Below are 16,748 nucleotides of genomic sequence, written 5' to 3'. Positions count from 1 at the left end.
ATTATATCAGATGCCATAAAAATAATAAAATGGTTTTCTTAGCCAAATTGATTGCTTTTTATTATGTCAAAACACACTTTTCATCATAAATTTTTTGGATTAACCGCTATGTTATTGATCAGCCTAAGACATCTTCCCAAACCTCTCGCACAAATTGGCGTAGCTCATGCCACGCTTGATCATCGACGATATTTTTTTGTTCAGACAAGGCAAGTTCGTGGGTTTTTTTACGCAAGTCCAAATACGCTTGTGTCAGCTTTTGACAGCGATTGGCGGTCCAAATACCCGTTTTTTCAACTTCCTCAAAAATGCGTACATTATCTGGCCAAATTGCCAAATTTGGGTACTTATTTGCATAGGCAAGCACCATAAATTGAGCCAAAAACTCAATATCTATCAGGCCACCAAAATCTTGTTTTAGATTAAACTGCTCAGTCTCGCCATACGCACGCCGCATCGTTTTTGTACCCAAATGATGTTGCATTTTTTGACGCATTTCAATGACATTTTGGCGTACCTGTGTCTCTTGTCTGGGCGTGGTTAAGACCTGCTTGCGAATATGGTCAAATGCTTGTAGTACCAACACATCGCCCGTCAGCCCCCTTGCCCGAACCAAAGCTTGATGCTCCCAAGCCCAAGCTTTGTCTGTTTGATACATCTTAAAAGCGTGGGCAGAAATCACTGGCACGCCAGCATTGCCTGAGGGTCGTAAGCGTGTATCAATCTCATAAGCACGCCCATCACGGGTTTGGGTTGCCAGATAGTTCATGAGTTTTTGGATCAAGCGAGAAGCAAATTTCATGCCACTGATTGGCTTTTCGCCATCAGTTTCGCTTTTTTCGTCAATGCGATGCAAAAACACCAAATCCAAATCCGATGCATAACCCATCTCAAGACCGCCTAATTTTCCATAACCAATGATCGCAAAGCCACAATCAGCGATGCTTGCACGCTCATGAGTATTTAATAAAGGAAAACCGTGCTTGACAGACAACTCATGAAATACTCGATACAATGCCGACTCAAGTACCACTTCAGCGATATAAGTCAAACTGTCAGATACTTTCATGGTGTGCCGCAAACCTAATACATCGGCGGTGGCTACTGCCAAAACTTGAGTTTTTTTGAATAATCGTATGGTGGTCAAATAGCCTTCATCATCAAAAGGTTCTACTCTAAGTAAGCTTTGTCTTAGAATATCGGTAAGCTCAGCTTTATCAGGCAGATGTAGATAACGCTTTTGAAGGAATGTATCAAGCAGTACGGGATGATGTGCAAGCTCTCGGGCGATCCATAAGCTTGCCGATAGTGTTGGGATTAAACGCACCGTTGCATCTGGATTTTCGCTCAACATCACCAAATAAATTGACCTACGGCAAATCGCCTCTAGTAACGCAATCAATCTGGGCAAGGCGATTTTTGCCAACTCCGCACCGCCTTTTTGGGCGTGTGTCAATAAAGCATGTAAGATAATGGGATAGGCCTGATTAAGCCTATCTTTTGCGACATCATCAAGCCCCGTCACCAACCGAGAACTCATAAACTCATCGAGCACGACTGCTGAATTATCCCCCAGCACATCATCCAATGACGACCGAATCTGAGCAATATCCAAGCTTTCTTGCTTGGGGGATTGCCTATCTGTTACCATGCGTCCAAACGGTCTGCTGACATTATGACGATGTGCATCCAGCACCGAGCGAAATGCCTTAACCGACTCATAGCCTAAGGTCTGTGCGATGGCAAGCATCTCATCAGAATCACTTGGCAGGCACTGGGTTTGTTGGTCGTAGCGTGCTTGGATAGCGTGTTCTAAACGGCGTAAAAATCGGTACGCCGCTGCCAGTTGTTTGCTTTCATCATTATCAATATAATCAAGCTCGGTTAATACCGTCAAACAGTCAAGACATGCAGGATTTTCAGCAATACGAATATGGTGACCGCCATAAATCAGGGCAAACGCTTGAACAATAAATTCAATATCACGAATACCGCCTACGCCAAGCTTGACATTATCCAAATCCTGTCTTTGGATTTGCTGATTGATGATCATGGCTTTCATTTCACGCAATGCACTAAACGCACTATAATCAATATAATAGCGATGCACAAAATTTCTTGATAATTGGTTAAGCGTTTGTTCAAATTCATCGCTAATGTCATTGACCACACGCGCCTTTAGCCAAGCAAAACGCTCCCAAGTCCGCCCATGTTGGCTAAAATATTTATCCAATGCCGCCATATGCATCACCAGCGGTGAGCCATCCCCCCAAGGACGCAGACGCATATCCACTCGAAAGACAAAACCATGTTCGGTATTTTTATCCAAAAGCTTAATTATGCCACGCCCAAGATCACGCATGAATTTATAATTATCAATGACTTTTTTGCCGTTCGTTTCACCATTATTGATATGCACAAAAATTAGATCGATATCACTGGATAAATTCAACTCTTGTGCGCCCAATTTCCCCATAGCGATGATGGCAAGTTCATCTTTGAGTGTTTTATTTTTTTGGCGAATCATAGGCTCGCCATAGCGTTTGGTCAGCTTGTGATACACAAAATCCTTTGAAAACTGGATACAGCTGTCGGCAAAATCAGACAACTCATGCGTCAACTCTTCCAAAGAAATCACCGACAAGGCATCTTGCCAAATCCACTTAAGCATCAGCATTTGGCGTAGCTTACGCAGTCCTGACATGACCATCTCTTCATTGGTAAAATCAAGATAATTGGTCTTACCAAGCCCAACAAAACGACGAACCAATGCATCAAAATCTAAGCTTGACAAGCTTCGCTCAAAACCATATTCTCCCAAAAATGCTTGGGCGTCATCGCTGTGTTTTTGATAAATTTGAGATGCAAATGGGCTTGCCAGTGATAAGCAGTCAAGCTGAGCTTGATTGGGCATAAAATGCAAAGAAACCATGCAGCCGCCTTAAAATCATATATCAATAAAAAATGACTTGGGCTTATTTTACACCAATTTTTGGGCTATAATAAACGATTATCATGATTTGTTGATTAAAAAGCGACCTTAATTTATGATTTTACTACTTGTTACTTCATCACCGCACAGCCATGCAGGCAAACTTGCAGTTGAATACGCAACCAAGCAATTACACTTGGGTAATCAGATTTCGGTATTTTTTTATGGCGATGGGGCTTATACCGCCAATCGACTGATGTGGCAAACTGCCGATGTACCAAGCGTTGCTAAGCAATGGCAAGCATTATCAAATAATCATGGCATCACCCTGCCCGTCTGCGTTAGTACCGCTTTGGCTCGAGGTGTCTGTGATGCCCAAAATGCCACTCGCCATGGGCTAATCGGTGATAATCTGTTGCCACCGTTTTCTTTGGTTGGACTGTCTGAGCTTGCTATGATGATTGATGATACAACATCAGTGGTACAGTTTTAAGGATAATGGATGAAATTTTTAATTCATATCAATACCGACAGCGAATTAATCAGCTATGAAGCAATTGCTTTGGCACTGACTTTGGCGACATTTGATCATGATATTCAGATTGAGCTGGGTGAAAAAGTTTTAGTTTTACTAAATAATCCCAAAAGCCGAATATATGGCATGATACAGTCTTTGGCACTGTATGATCTTCCCAAAGCATACCATAATTTTCAAGCAGTTAACGCCTTAGATAAGGTCATTCAATTATCATTACAATCAGGCAGTTTGGCATTGGATGACTATGACTCAAAACTTTATTTTCAGTAGATAATTATCACCACTATGAACCATTTACCCAGCCTAGATGACGATGGTCACCTAAAAAATCATACCGATTGGACACCCAAAATCGCACAAAGACTTGCGGATACGATTGGGGTAACACTTGAAAGCGAGCATTATCAAATCATTGGCGAGGTGCGTGTTTTTTTTGAAACTTATCACCACAGTCCATCAACACGCCCATTAATTAAGTATCTGATGGCAAGCTTGCCCAACCTTGATATTAGCAATCAAAAGCTACAAAAACTGTTTAATACAGGCTTGGTTGCTCGGCATGTCAACCGCATTGCAGGCTTACCCAAGCCACCAAATTGTTTATAATTACTTAATATTAGGATTTACTATGAGTGGATTTTGCACCCTAAATATCGCCTCTACTGATTTGACCATGACAGTATTGATGACACCCGATATGGCGAACTTTTCAGGTAATGTGCATGGCGGTACTATCTTAAAGCTGCTTGACCAAGTCGCCTATGCGTGTGCCAGTCGTTATGCTGGTGGCTATGTAGTGACACTATCGGTTGACCAAGTGATTTTTAAAGAGCCGATTTATGTTGGTGAGCTGGTAACTTTTTTGGCGCGTATTAACCATGTCGGCACCACTTCGATGGAAGTGGGCATACGCGTAGAAGCAGAAAATATCCAAACTCGCACAGCACGTCATACCAACAGTTGTTATTTTAGCATGGTGGCTGTCGACCAAGCGGGTAAGCCTGTGCCTGTACCGCCTTTGGTTGTGGATGATTCTCTTGCCAAACAACGCTACGAAATGGCAAAAAAGCGTAAAGAGTTACGCATAAAGCTTCAGCAACACGACTGGTAAAACCTATGATGCCCACGCCATCTCATCTGACTACCATCTCTATCATCGGACACACTAATGTCGGCAAAACATCGCTACTAAGAACCTTATTACGAGACAGCGATTTTGGTGAAGTAAAAAACGCCTCAGCGACTACACGGCATGTCGTCGCTGTTGATATACTAAGCAAAGACAATGTACCACTAATTACTTTACATGACACACCAGGATTAGAGGACGCCACAGGTGTGATGGATTTTTTGCAGAATCATACCGATGGCCGTGCAGATGGTATGGAACGCTTATCTGTGTTTTTACAAGCAATTCATCATAATGATGCACGATTAGAGGGTGATTTTAGCCAAGAAGCCAAGGTCATCAAAAGCTTACTTGAGGCAGATATTGCACTTTATATCATTAATGCCAAAGAACCCGTACTTGGTAAATATAAAGATGAGCTTGCCATCTTGGCTGGTTCGGGGACGCCAATTTTGCCAGTCTTTAACTTCATCAATGACCCCAATCATCATATGCAGGCTTGGCGAGAAATGCTGTCACGGCGTGCGTTACATGTGGTCAATGCCTTTGATACGGTTGCTTTTGACTTTGAAAATGAAATGGCGTTATGGTCAAATCTTAGCCTACTGTCCAACCACGATCAAAATATCGAAAAGCTCAAGCAAGAACGCAGTGATACATGGCATGAGCTGCTGGAAATTGGCTCTGAGATGATCGCTGATTTTTTAATCAATGTCGCCGCTTATCGCCAAAAAATTGCAAGCGGTGCTGATACGACACCGACATTAAGACAGATGCAAAATGCAGTGCGTCAAGCTGAATCTGTCTTGCATGATAACTTATTAAATTTGTATCAGTTTTATCATCAAAATATCGTCTCTGATTGCCCAGATATCAAAAGCCAAACCCAAGATGTGTTTGATGGCGAGCTATTGGCTCAGTATGGCATACGCACAGCAGGCGGTAGCGTCACGGGAATGATTATCGGTGCAGGCATTGATGTGGCGACTTTGGGTGCAAGCCTTGGGCTTGGCACAGCCATCGGCGGTGTGATTGGTGGACTGCTGCCCAATTCCACCACACTCAAAGATAAAGCCATGGGCGTACAAACACTCATGATTAATGCACCGACGATGACTTTACTTGCCGCTCGTGCCCAAAATCTGCACCACCACCTAAGACATCGTGGGCATGCCAGTCTCTTAGATATTACCGCCAGCGATAAAAATTTACCTTGGCAGAGCGATAAATTACCAAGCCCAATCAAAAAAGCACGCAGCCATCCCAATTACTCAAGCTTAACTGACAATGATGACGATAAGACAGCTCTTAGATCAGACTTGGCACAACATTTGGCAGAAATTTTAGTGATGCACTTACAAAGACTGGACATAAATCACTAAAAAAGTTTGATCAATGTCCAAATTTTTAAGTCCATGTATTAAATTTAAAATCTAGCCCAATCACATGCACGCAGACAGATTAATTCAATTTAACCAAGTCCAAGCGATTGCCTTCAAACAGCTCCATATCTGGTGCCAAAGTTACCATAAAGCGGTCAAAATATAAAAGCTGCTTGGTTAATAATGCAAAATCTCTAGGGAAATGGATACCATGACGCTTACCAATATCGACCATTTCTAGCATCATGACATTTAGGCTGTCGTTATTGGCTGGTGCAGGCGTGGACTCAGGCATGATTTTACCAAGCATCCGCCGTAAGTCATTTGCCAGATGATCAATATTCATCTTATTAGGTGCGTGCGTCATACCAATATTGACCATCGCTTGTGCCATACCATGATAATCGTTCATTTGTAGGCTTTGTACCAAATTAAAACATGCCTGCAGGCTACTTGGTTGAATTTGCCCCATTAAGCCAAAGTCTAAAAAAGCAATTCGTCCATCATCAAGTAGCATCAGATTGCCTGCATGCAAGTCAGCATGAAATTCACCCGTCATCATCAAGGATAAAAACCATGTATCCAAAACATCATTCATGATTTTTTTACTGTCTTTGCCTACTGTACCATCCCAAACAAGCGACTCATCGACCAATGACTTACCGACTAATAAGTCCATGACCAGCACCTTTTTGGTGGATAATCTATGATGTACCTTGGGGGCAGTCACTTGGGTATTACCCAATTGATGTAGATGTGCTAAGAATTTATCAATATGATGGCTCTCCGCCAAAAAGTCAGTTTCTGCCAACATTCTGGCACGCATTTCATCAATAATTGGTGCAAGATTTGCCGCTTTTAGGCTAGGCACTGCTTTTTCTAACACCCAAAATACACTATGCAGCACCCCCAAATCGGTTTGCATGACCGTATCTACACCTGGTTTTTGGATTTTTAGTGCCACTTGTCTGCCATCAGCAAGTACCGCTTTATGCACTTGGGCGATACTGGCAGATGCCAGAGGCTTAGGGTCAATATAAGAAAAAATATCACCCAATCCACGCTCAGGCGTTTCAAGTTCATCAATCAACACTTGGCGGATTTGTTCAAATCGTACTGGCGCTGTCTGGTCTAAACACCCTTGAAAAGCCAAAACATACGCTTTAGGGAAAATAGAAGGCGTGCTTGCGATAAACTGCCCAAGTTTGATATAAGTTACGCCCATCTGCTCAAACGCTTCACGCAAAAGGTACGCATCCATTTTATCACCCTTAGCCATTCTAAGTGCTGACAAGCCTGCAACACTGGCAGTTTTTTGAATACGACCTAAAACATGCACACTTTGGTTCAGTGCTTTTTTGGCGGTAGATACTGGATTTTTTGGTAAAAATGTTGGCATAATCATCGTTTTTTTATGAAATAATTGAAATGGTCATCAAAGACCGTAAATTCAAGAGTACCACAAAAATACTTAAACTGCTTTGGCGGTCATGCGCCACAAACCGAACAATGCTCATCACGGCAAATGTTTAGTTTTTTTAATTGAAATTGCTCACCTTGCCAAATCAGCAATTCATTGGCAATCGGATTGATATGCTTGCCCAAAAAACTAAGTGCAACCTGTGATGCCAAAGCACCAATCACAGATACGGTACTTGCCAACACACCAGAGGTACTACAGTTCATCTCATCGCCTAACGCATCACCAAAGACGCACTGATAACACGCCGTATCAGTCGTATAAAGCGCAATCTGACCTGTCTGAGCGATGGCAGATGTTGATAACAGTGCAAGCTTGTGCTGATGACAAGTGCGATTTAATATATCACGAATCAAAAAATTATCCGTACAATCAATCACAAGATCAGTATGTTTGATGAATTGATCAGCATTGGTTTGGGTGATTTTATCAGTGATGGCGGTGATACTCACCCATTCGTTTTGCTTTTGTAGTGCATCTTTGGCAGCCATCGCTTTAGATTTACCGACATCCAACGCAGTGTATAAAATCTGTCGCTGCAAATTACTGAAATCAACAACATCATGATCAATGATATCTATTGAGCCAATCCCTGCTCGCACCAAGATTTGTGCGATAGGACAGCCTAAGCCGCCCATACCCACAATAATCGCATGGCTATTTTTTAGGCGAATTTGTGATGTGATATCCCAATCATCTAGCAAGATTTGACGAGCATATCGCATCATTTCATCATCAGTAAGATGACCATCAACTGTATGACTGTCCATAACACACCTTATTGATCCGCAGTTTATCCACAGTTTTTATATCTCCCAAGCGTTACTCTGTCATTACCCCCATAATCTTGGATAGTATATACATCAAGATAACCAGATGACAAATATAAGTTACGCACTGCCTCCGCTTGATCAAAACCATGCTCAATTGCCATCAATCCGCCATCTTTGAGATACGCCCTACCTGTTTCAATAATATGGCGAATATCTGTCAAACCATCTTCAGCTGCCACAAGTGCCGTGATTGGCTCATGCTTAAGATTCACCAAATGCTCGTCATTTTCTTTGATGTAAGGGGGGTTACTGACGATAATATCAAATTGACCACTGACTTTCTGCAACCAATGTGATTGCAAAAGTTGACACCGTGCATTCAGGCGATGGTTATTTTGCTCAGCAACTTTAAGTGCTTCAGAAGAGATATCTACCAAAACTACTTGAGCAAATTCCAACTCCAGTGCCAGCGTAATACCAATGCAACCTGTACCCGTACCCAAATCCAAAATATTAACCAAATTTTTGTTGTCTGTTTGGCGGATTTTTTGTTGAGCTTTGGCATAATTTAAGATTGTCTCAACCAAAATTTCAGTATCAGCTCTGGGTATCAGCGTATGGGCATTCACCAAAAAATGACGCCCCCAAAAGCTTTGTTGCCCAGTCAGATATGCCAAAGGCTTACCTGCTGACAGCTGCATAATACCTGCGGTAATTTTTGATGATTCCTCCAAAGTTGGCTGATAATCTTCATCCGTCATCAGAAATATAAAGGGTTTATCAAGCACATGCATCAACCAACCATCAAGCCAATGCATTGGTAATACATCAGACTGAAGCTGCTTAAAGATTGCACGAATTTGTTTAATGGTTAGACCTGTTAGGGCTAACCGATTGGATACTTGCATCGCTCATTCATCAATTTGCGGTTGGTTGATATCAATATGCTTATTAACCAAATAAATCAATAATAACACAGGAATACCGATCACAAAGGTAAATCCAAAGAAAAATGCGTAGTTTGTTGCATCAACGATACTACCTGAATAGCCACCAATTAATTTGGGCAACAAAGTCATTAATGATGAAAATAATGCATATTGCACCGCAGTAAACCGAATGGAGGTTAATGCTGATAAAAACGCAATGAATACGGTACTGGCCAAACCTGCTGCCAAATTATCTGTAATGACAGCAAAGTACATCATCGGCACAGTTGGCGTATAAAATAAAAAAATAAATAACAGATTGGTTGTGCAAGCCAAAATCGCACCAAGACTCATCGCTTTGATGATATTTATCTTTTGGGCAAGCCAGCCACCAACAAATCCGCCAGCAATCGAAGCAACCACACCCACAACTTTGACAGCATCGGCAATTTGGGTTTTACTAAAGCCCAAATCTTGATAAAAAATGTTTGAGATATTACCAGCAATAATATCACTGATGCGATACAAGCCAATCAATACCAATAAAAGCACTGCCTTTTGACCATAACGATGAAAAAAATCCACCATAGGATCAACCCAAGTTTTTATAACCATCTCTTTGGGGGCGATTTTGGCTTGGACCAATCCAAAACTTGCCAAACCAAAAGCGATGATACTAAGCATAAATCTCACTGTTCCATAGACAAATTGCAGTAAAACATCATCAGTCTCAGGTAGGATACTACCCATGCCACGAAATACCAAGATGAATGCCAATACAGACAATATAAAGACAACAACAAGTCTCAGGTCGTTTTTTGAGGTTTGGGTGATGGGCTTAACCACTGTTTTTGGTTCTGAAATCACCAGCGTGGTCAAAATACCAATACCCATGACAGCTGCCATAATCAAATAGGTTTTTTGCCATGCCAGATAAGAGTAAGCCTCCATCATTGAACCAAAAAAATCTGCCAAATACAACGCACCTGCACCCGATACAATCATCCCAATGCGATAACCCATAACATAGGTTGCCGATAAAGCAGGCTGCATATCAGCAGGTGCACTCTCAATACGATACGCATCAATCACGATATCTTGGGAGGCTGAAGAAAATCCAAGCAAAACTGCACCTGCCGCCATGATGCTTAACATCGCCTCACCACTTTGAGGGTTGGTCATCGCCATCAAAACCAAAGCAGTAATTACCAAAATTTGGGTGAACAGCAACCAGCTGCGGCGTCTGCCAAGCAGCCCAGTTAATATCGGCAGCGGCAGTGCATCTACCAGCGGTGCCCAAATGAATTTAAATGAATAGCCCAGTGCTGCCCAGCTAAACATCGTCACTGTCGCACGGTCAATGCCTGCTTCACGAAGCCAAAGCCCCAAACTTGAGAAAATTAATAAAATGGGTATGCCTGCTGAAAATCCTAAAAATAACAGTGCAACTGACTGTTTATTAAAATATGCGTGATAAAATGCTTGCCATGCACTTGGTTTTGTGTAAGATTGAGTTATCCTGCTCATAATCATGTCATCCAATTTTAATGGTATCAAATAATAATGCCAAAATGGCGTAAAAATAGGAGATATCTTTCTTTGCATTTTACCTGAATTAGCTGAATTTTGTATACTTTTCTTGTTTTTTTAGTAAATTTTTTTACCTTTTTGGGTAAAAATTCGGTATGATGAGCCAATTTATCTTGACAACTTATTTACTCAAGGAATTTTATGGCTATCGACATTGTCATCAACCAGCGTCATCTACAAATTCAGCTCAAACAGCTTGAGACTGTTTGGCATACTGTGGTGAATGGCTATAATCTTAGCCAAGCAGCTGAGCTTTTGCACACCAGTCAATCCAGCCTATCTAAGCAAATCGCTGCACTTGAAAATCAGCTAAAAGCAGATGTATTTACGCGTCAAGGTAAGCGTTTAACAGGTCTAACCCCTATCGGTCGGGCACTTTTGCCACACATTGAAGCGATTTTTGCTGAAATTCGTACCATTGAGAATTTAAGCCTTGATTTTAATAATGCTCAAGCAGGCACTTTGACTGTTGCCACCACACACACCCAAGCCCGCTATGTCTTACCCCAAATTGTCAAAGAATTTCGTGAAAAATTTGATAAAGTCAACTTAGTATTACAGCAGGCTGATCCTGAAACGATTGCTCAAATGGTGATTCGTGGTCAAGCCGATATTGGTATTGCCACCGAGTCGCTACTTAATAATGCCGTGCTTCGTTGTCATCGCTATTATGATTGGTCGCATGTGGTGATTGTTCCAAAAACACATGAACTGGCAGAATTTGCCGATGTGCCTGATGGTGTTGATTTACCGACCTTAGCCAGTTATCCGATTGTCACTTATCATGGCGGCTTTACGGGTCGTGGCACGATTGATAAGGTCTTTGAAAAAGCAGGATTTTATCCTGACATTGTTTTGGCAGCACTTGATTCAGATGTCATCAGCACTTATGTATCATCAGGGCTTGGTGTTGGTATTATTGCCGAGATGGCATATCAGCCTAAGCATTATCCTGATTTGGTTGCCATTCCTGTGAACCATTTTGGGCGATTTACCAGCTGGATTGCGGTGCGTGACGATAGCGAAATTCGTAAATTTGGTCATGAGTTTATCAAATTATGCCAAGCACAGTTTGACCAAAACTAATTCAAGCCCCAAAAAACCTTTTTAAGCCACCTTTGAGTGATGGTTGTTTGATTTTAAGGGTCAATGAGAATTTACAAAAAATCAAAAAGATTAAAATCCCCAAAATCTCATTTGGGGATTTGTTGTTACAATCACATTAAGCCAAGAATAGATACGCCCATGCGGTTACAATCACGATGGCAACTAAGTTTAGCCAAAAGCCAACTTTCATCATATCTTTTTGTTTGACATGACCCGAACCCATAATGATGGCATTCGGCGGTGTGGCAACTGGCATCATAAATGCACAAGATGCACCAATACCGATAACCATAATCAAAACTTCAGGCGGCAGCCCAAGCTGAACGCCAATTGGTGCAAACAGTGGCACAAGTAAGGCAGCAGATGCGGTATTGCTGGTAAATTCCGTCAAAAAGATGATGAATGCTGCAATCACAAAAATAACCAATAAAGTTGATGAATTGCCCAAGAATGTCGCAATACTTTCACCCAAGACAGCAGATGCACCCGTATCTTTCATCACATCTGATAAAGCAATACCACCGCCAAAGAGCATTAATACGCCCCAGTCAGTATTATCCGAGATTTGCTTCCAGCTGACCAAACCAAGCAGCAATACCGCCACTGCAGCAAATAAAGCGATGACCGTATCAGGATTACTAAAGCCTAAAACAGCACCCAACTGCTTACCAAAAATCCAGCAAGCTGCTGTGGCAATAAAGATAATCGTTGTTAAAATGCGTGGCAAAGTCATCGGAATGGCTTCTTGAGTACCCAGCTCAACACGCTGACCTAAATTTGGGCGTAAGATGGCATACATCGCACCAATCAAAAACGGCATCAGCACAATTGCCATTGGTAAACCAAAACTCATCCATTCACGAAAATCAATACCAAGCTCTTTGGCGGCAATTGTATTAGGCGGCGAGCCAACCAATGTACCCAAACCACCGATAGAGGCAGAATAAGCAATGCCCAAAAGTACAAATAAAAAGGTATTACGATCTTTGTTGGCATCTACTTGGGCCAGCAAACCAATTGCCAAAGGCAACATCATGGCAGCTGTCGCCGTGTTACTAATCCACATGGACAACGCTGCTGTAACACCAAACATCATCATCACAGCACGCCCCAAATGACCACCAGCCAGCCCAATCAAGCCATAGGCAATTTTTTTATCCAGCTTTTGGACATGTAAGGTGGCTGCTAATGCAAATCCCCCAAAAAAGACAAAGATAATGGGATTGGCAAAACTGGTTAATGCCGCTTTGGTATTAAAATCAGGAATACCAATAAACAACGCAAGCAGCGGCACCAAAATCGCTGTTGCGGTCACATGGATCGCTTCGGTAAGCCATAAAATACCAATGAATGAAAGTAGTGCCAAGCCTTTATTTGCCAAAGGCTCAAATGGTAAAAAAGCATACAGCACATAAGCGATGATGGCTGCAATAACGGTAATCACGATGCCTTTGATGGCATCGGGTCGCACCTCACCTGATGGTGGTACGCCATCATCATCATGCTGAAAATCCGTTCTTAGCGTAAAGTCTGTTTGTTTTGATTGATCTGATTGTGCCATACCAAGTCCTTGACCATAATTTTTTATCAATTTAAAATTCAATAATTACCAATAAAAATATAATAACAAAAATACTATAATTTGCAATTATTTTGTGATAATAATAGATAAGGTTTATCCATCTTTTTGATAAACCTTATCTTTTTGGTTTAAATGAACAAACAACTTAACATCAACCCAAAAATTCGTTACAATAACCAAAATACTTTGACCAAATGATAAAAACTATGAGCCACACGACCCCCAAAAACTTTAAAGACGCTTACCAAATCTTACAATCTAATGCCGATAAACTTGAACACTATGATAATTTAGATATTGATAACTTAGTAACACTGGTTGAGGAGTCTTTGGCGGCATACCGTGTTTGTCAATCTCGTATTGAAGCGGTAGAGCAGGCACTGCAATCAGCGTTTGAACAAGCAGAAGTCGCCACGCAAGATAAATCATCTGAATAATTTTTTATACATATTTCATAGATTGACTGAACAATACATAAAATTTAAACAGCCAAATGGCAAACTGAGTCAGTATTTGGCTGTTTAATGTTTATATTTATGCTTTGATTTCAAAGACCTGCTTAAGATATGCCAAATAAGTATCGTCATCAATCATTGTCTTACCAGGGCTGTCTGACAACTTGGCAACAGGCTGGCCATTACAAGCAACCAGTTTTAGAACAATGTTTAACTGCACTTCACCCAAATCATTCGTTAAATTTGTACCAATTCCAAATCCCGTTTTGATTTTATCTTTAAAATACTGATGTAAATCCCATGCTTTTTGTAGGGTTAGACCATCACTAAAAGTCAAGATTTTGGTTTTTGGGTCAATTTTTAGTTGGTGATAATGGGCGATCGCCTTATCACCCCATTCGTATGGGTCGCCACTATCATGGCGAAGACCGTCAAATAACTTGGCAAAATACAAATCAAAATCACGCAAAAACGCATCCATACCAACCACATCGGTCAATGCAATACCCAAGTCACCTCGATATTCTCTCACCCAACTTTCAAGAGCGGCTTTTTGAGAATTTCTTAGGCGGACATCCAATGCCTGAAATGCCTGTAAAAATTCATGTGCCATGGTGCCAATTGGGGTAATACCAAGCTGTTTTGCCAAATAAACATTAGAAGTCCCACGAACAATAAAAGGGCAAGCCTCATGAAGCGATTTGACCACATGATATTGCCAAGCTTTACTAAATCGGCGGCGTGTCCCAAAATCAGCCACCGTAAAAGCGTTATCGGCAGGCATTGGCTGCGTGATTTGTTTGGCGTGATACTCATGCAATAAGGCAATCTTAGCATCCAGTCGTTTTTGACCTTCTGCCATGATATCATCAGTTGCCAAGCGGCGATAATACAGCTCACTAACAAGACAAAGTACAAAAATCTCAAAAAACATCGCTTGGATCATCGGACCTTCAATGTCAATATTTAAAAAATGATTTTCATCAGTTGAAACGGTGATAAAGCGGCGTTTGAGTGAAAATAATTCTAAATAATCCACAAAATCTGATTTGATAAATCTTAAGCCACGCAGATAATCAAGCTCGTCTTGAGTAAATTTTAGCTGACACAAATAATCCAGCTGCTGCTCAAGATCTGCTTTAATCTCACCCAAAGCAAAGGCGGTTTCATGATTATTACGACAACGAAATCGATATACGCCATGCGTTTGTGGGAATTGGTGTAACATGGCTTGTAGCATGGTAAATTTATACAAATCATTATCAAGCAGCGAGGTGATGATGGGCTGATTATCATTTAAAATCACGCTCATAAGTTTTATCCAAGTTTAGGTAAATGTCAGCCTATCATACACAAAAACTATTGATTGTGCATCAGTTTATCAATCATCTTGCATTCTTATCCCAAACACCTTATCATAATTACATTCGTTTTTAGCATATTATCACAAACTTTGACACCAATCTAATATCATCAATAAAAGCAATATAACATCAACCATTTAACAAACCAAACCGCTTTATTATGAATAAAATCATTCCATCTTCACACCTTGATTTACTTGCTTTGTCCACCGATACGCTGACGGTGCGTCTTTTGGATAATGCCGATTATCAGACCGTGCATGAATCCATGCTAAACCACACATTAAAACGCATTGAGAATAAGAAAATTAATCAGCATCATGCTGATGAGCTATGGATTGTTGAGCATCAAAATGTCTATACACTTGGGCAAGCAAGCAAACCTGAGCATATCTTATATCGTACAGACACGCCCATCATTCAAACAGATCGAGGCGGTCAGGTCACTTGGCATGGAGATGGTCAATTGGTCGTGTATTGGCTATTTGATTTACATCGTTTAAATTTTGGCGTAAGAGACTTAGTCAGCCATGCCGAACAAGCCATCATTGATATTGTGGCACACTATTTACCCAAAACACTCACCGTCAAAGCACGCCGTGATGCACCCGGTGTGTATATTTATAATCATACAGGCGATATGCTTGGTAAGATTGCAAGTTTAGGATTTAAGATTAAGCAAGGTTTTAGCTATCATGGTATCGCCATTAATCTTATCAATGATTTAAGTGCCTTTCATGCCATCAATCCTTGTGGCTATGCAGGGATGCCAATGGCGAAATTATCAAGTTTTGGGCAATTTACAGCAGATGATATGGGGGTATTTATCACCCAGTTGATTAAAAATATTGCTCGTCGGCACGCTGGTTTGGTTGAATTACGAACCCAAGATACGCTAAAATAAGCTTGGTTTTTATTATCTTATTTACTTTATGGAGCAAATCATGGCTGACTTTAATAAAATTCTAGATGCTGGCAATGTTGATGATGGTATCATCAATGTGGTTGTTGAAATTCCGACTGGCTCAAATCATAAAATTGAGTGGAATCGTCATTTGGCATGCTTTGAGCTTGATCGTGTTGAGCCAATTGCCTTTGCCAAACCATGCAACTATGGCTTTATTCCCCAAACCTTAGACGAAGATGGTGATGAATTAGACGCCTTAATCATCACAGAACAGCCTTTGACGACGGGTATTTTTCTTAAAGCCAAAGTCATCGGGGTAATGAAATTTGTGGATGATGGCGAGGTCGACGATAAAGTCATCGTTGTTCCTGCCGATGATCGTAATAATGGCAACGCCTATAATAGTCTTGACGACCTACCACCACAGTTAATAAAGCAACTTGAATTTCATTTTAGTCATTATAAAGACTTAAAAAAACCAGGCTCAACTGTGGTTGAGGGCTTTTTTGATGCCAACACTGCCAAAGAGGTCATCAAAGAAAGCCAAAAACGCTGGACAGAGCAATAAGTCATACATTAA

16 protein-coding genes are annotated in these 16,748 nt (G+C 41.1%); 9 read left to right on the top strand and 7 right to left on the bottom strand.

What is annotated here, in order from left to right:
- Window positions 1-118 precede the first annotated feature (118 nt).
- On the bottom strand, window positions 119-2,932 hold the full coding sequence (glnE, locus tag A4U55_RS06730) for a bifunctional [glutamate--ammonia ligase]-adenylyl-L-tyrosine phosphorylase/[glutamate--ammonia-ligase] adenylyltransferase (protein ID WP_063454145.1): 2,814 nt from the start codon (window positions 2,930-2,932) through the stop codon (window positions 119-121).
- Between the two features lie 115 nt (window positions 2,933-3,047).
- Here glnE and tusD point away from each other — a divergent pair, with 115 nt between their 5' ends.
- Genes tusD through A4U55_RS06705 form a run of 5 tightly spaced genes read left to right on the top strand, consistent with a single transcriptional unit; the run spans window position 3,048 to window position 5,981 of the window.
- The gene (gene tusD, locus A4U55_RS06725; RefSeq protein WP_003660017.1) at window positions 3,048-3,425 is read left to right on the top strand and encodes a sulfurtransferase complex subunit TusD; all 378 of its coding nucleotides are present in this window, start codon (window positions 3,048-3,050) and stop codon (window positions 3,423-3,425) included.
- Window positions 3,426-3,434: 9 nt separating this feature from the next.
- Window positions 3,435-3,740 (top strand): hypothetical protein, encoded by a 306-nt coding sequence (locus tag A4U55_RS06720; RefSeq protein WP_003660018.1) that lies wholly within the window; start codon window positions 3,435-3,437, stop codon window positions 3,738-3,740.
- Window positions 3,741-3,755: 15 nt separating this feature from the next.
- Entirely contained in the window at window positions 3,756-4,076 is a 321-nt protein-coding gene (locus A4U55_RS06715) for a TusE/DsrC/DsvC family sulfur relay protein (RefSeq protein WP_003660019.1), read from the top strand.
- Window positions 4,077-4,098: 22 nt separating this feature from the next.
- Window positions 4,099-4,581: an acyl-CoA thioesterase gene (locus A4U55_RS06710; protein ID WP_003660020.1), complete on the top strand. Its 483-nt coding sequence runs from the start codon at window positions 4,099-4,101 to the stop codon at window positions 4,579-4,581.
- A 5-nt stretch (window positions 4,582-4,586) separates the two neighbouring features.
- The gene (locus A4U55_RS06705) at window positions 4,587-5,981 is read left to right on the top strand and encodes a DUF3482 domain-containing protein (protein ID WP_063454144.1); all 1,395 of its coding nucleotides are present in this window, start codon (window positions 4,587-4,589) and stop codon (window positions 5,979-5,981) included.
- 79 nt (window positions 5,982-6,060) lie between these two features.
- On the opposite strand, the gene A4U55_RS06700 is transcribed toward A4U55_RS06705, so the two are convergent.
- The 4 genes from A4U55_RS06700 to A4U55_RS06685 form a co-directional block, all read right to left on the bottom strand.
- On the bottom strand, window positions 6,061-7,386 hold the full coding sequence (locus A4U55_RS06700) for an ABC1 kinase family protein (protein ID WP_063454143.1): 1,326 nt from the start codon (window positions 7,384-7,386) through the stop codon (window positions 6,061-6,063).
- 83 nt (window positions 7,387-7,469) lie between these two features.
- The gene (locus A4U55_RS06695) at window positions 7,470-8,231 is read right to left on the bottom strand and encodes a HesA/MoeB/ThiF family protein (RefSeq protein ID WP_063454142.1); all 762 of its coding nucleotides are present in this window, start codon (window positions 8,229-8,231) and stop codon (window positions 7,470-7,472) included.
- A gap of 23 nt (window positions 8,232-8,254) precedes the next feature.
- Window positions 8,255-9,142: a peptide chain release factor N(5)-glutamine methyltransferase gene (gene prmC / locus A4U55_RS06690; RefSeq protein WP_003660128.1), complete on the bottom strand. Its 888-nt coding sequence runs from the start codon at window positions 9,140-9,142 to the stop codon at window positions 8,255-8,257.
- Between the two features lie 3 nt (window positions 9,143-9,145).
- On the bottom strand, window positions 9,146-10,690 hold the full coding sequence (locus A4U55_RS06685; protein WP_063454251.1) for an AmpG family muropeptide MFS transporter: 1,545 nt from the start codon (window positions 10,688-10,690) through the stop codon (window positions 9,146-9,148).
- A gap of 204 nt (window positions 10,691-10,894) precedes the next feature.
- Here A4U55_RS06685 and A4U55_RS06680 point away from each other — a divergent pair, with 204 nt between their 5' ends.
- On the top strand, window positions 10,895-11,839 hold the full coding sequence (locus A4U55_RS06680; RefSeq protein ID WP_003660131.1) for a LysR substrate-binding domain-containing protein: 945 nt from the start codon (window positions 10,895-10,897) through the stop codon (window positions 11,837-11,839).
- 136 nt (window positions 11,840-11,975) lie between these two features.
- Here the strand turns inward: A4U55_RS06680 and A4U55_RS06675 are convergent, their stop codons facing one another.
- The gene (locus tag A4U55_RS06675; RefSeq protein ID WP_003660133.1) at window positions 11,976-13,421 is read right to left on the bottom strand and encodes an SLC13 family permease; all 1,446 of its coding nucleotides are present in this window, start codon (window positions 13,419-13,421) and stop codon (window positions 11,976-11,978) included.
- Window positions 13,422-13,648: 227 nt separating this feature from the next.
- On the opposite strand from A4U55_RS06675, the gene xseB reads away from it, so the two are divergent.
- On the top strand, window positions 13,649-13,879 hold the full coding sequence (xseB, locus tag A4U55_RS06670) for an exodeoxyribonuclease VII small subunit (protein WP_003660134.1): 231 nt from the start codon (window positions 13,649-13,651) through the stop codon (window positions 13,877-13,879).
- 97 nt (window positions 13,880-13,976) lie between these two features.
- Here xseB and pncB read toward each other — a convergent pair whose 3' ends face one another.
- Window positions 13,977-15,209: a nicotinate phosphoribosyltransferase gene (gene pncB, locus A4U55_RS06665; protein ID WP_003671222.1), complete on the bottom strand. Its 1,233-nt coding sequence runs from the start codon at window positions 15,207-15,209 to the stop codon at window positions 13,977-13,979.
- Window positions 15,210-15,421: 212 nt separating this feature from the next.
- Here pncB and lipB point away from each other — a divergent pair, with 212 nt between their 5' ends.
- Complete coding sequence (gene lipB / locus A4U55_RS06660; protein WP_003660137.1) at window positions 15,422-16,165, top strand: lipoyl(octanoyl) transferase LipB; 744 nt, start codon at window positions 15,422-15,424, stop codon at window positions 16,163-16,165.
- Between the two features lie 40 nt (window positions 16,166-16,205).
- Entirely contained in the window at window positions 16,206-16,736 is a 531-nt protein-coding gene (locus A4U55_RS06655; RefSeq protein WP_003660140.1) for an inorganic diphosphatase, read from the top strand.
- Window positions 16,737-16,748 lie beyond the last annotated feature (12 nt).

This window comes from Moraxella catarrhalis, assembly GCF_001632285.1.
GTDB classification, from domain to species: Bacteria; Pseudomonadota; Gammaproteobacteria; order Pseudomonadales; family Moraxellaceae; genus Moraxella; species Moraxella catarrhalis.
This window is presented reverse-complemented; position numbering and strand designations above follow the sequence as displayed.

Excerpts from the sequence above, each read along its gene's own strand:
- glnE (WP_063454145.1), bottom strand. The coding sequence starts at position 2,932 with ATGGTTTCTTTGCATTTTATGCCCAATCAAGCTCAGCTTGACTGCTTA.
- tusD (WP_003660017.1), top strand. The coding sequence starts at position 3,048 with ATGATTTTACTACTTGTTACTTCATCACCGCACAGCCATGCAGGCAAA.
- A4U55_RS06720 (WP_003660018.1), top strand. The coding sequence starts at position 3,435 with ATGAAATTTTTAATTCATATCAATACCGACAGCGAATTAATCAGCTAT.
- A4U55_RS06715 (WP_003660019.1), top strand. The coding sequence starts at position 3,756 with ATGAACCATTTACCCAGCCTAGATGACGATGGTCACCTAAAAAATCAT.
- A4U55_RS06710 (WP_003660020.1), top strand. The coding sequence starts at position 4,099 with ATGAGTGGATTTTGCACCCTAAATATCGCCTCTACTGATTTGACCATG.
- A4U55_RS06705 (WP_063454144.1), top strand. The coding sequence starts at position 4,587 with ATGATGCCCACGCCATCTCATCTGACTACCATCTCTATCATCGGACAC.
- A4U55_RS06700 (WP_063454143.1), bottom strand. The coding sequence starts at position 7,386 with ATGATTATGCCAACATTTTTACCAAAAAATCCAGTATCTACCGCCAAA.
- A4U55_RS06695 (WP_063454142.1), bottom strand. The coding sequence starts at position 8,231 with ATGGACAGTCATACAGTTGATGGTCATCTTACTGATGATGAAATGATG.
- prmC (WP_003660128.1), bottom strand. The coding sequence starts at position 9,142 with ATGCAAGTATCCAATCGGTTAGCCCTAACAGGTCTAACCATTAAACAA.
- A4U55_RS06685 (WP_063454251.1), bottom strand. The coding sequence starts at position 10,690 with ATGAGCAGGATAACTCAATCTTACACAAAACCAAGTGCATGGCAAGCA.
- A4U55_RS06680 (WP_003660131.1), top strand. The coding sequence starts at position 10,895 with ATGGCTATCGACATTGTCATCAACCAGCGTCATCTACAAATTCAGCTC.
- A4U55_RS06675 (WP_003660133.1), bottom strand. The coding sequence starts at position 13,421 with ATGGCACAATCAGATCAATCAAAACAAACAGACTTTACGCTAAGAACG.
- xseB (WP_003660134.1), top strand. The coding sequence starts at position 13,649 with ATGAGCCACACGACCCCCAAAAACTTTAAAGACGCTTACCAAATCTTA.
- pncB (WP_003671222.1), bottom strand. The coding sequence starts at position 15,209 with ATGAGCGTGATTTTAAATGATAATCAGCCCATCATCACCTCGCTGCTT.
- lipB (WP_003660137.1), top strand. The coding sequence starts at position 15,422 with ATGAATAAAATCATTCCATCTTCACACCTTGATTTACTTGCTTTGTCC.
- A4U55_RS06655 (WP_003660140.1), top strand. The coding sequence starts at position 16,206 with ATGGCTGACTTTAATAAAATTCTAGATGCTGGCAATGTTGATGATGGT.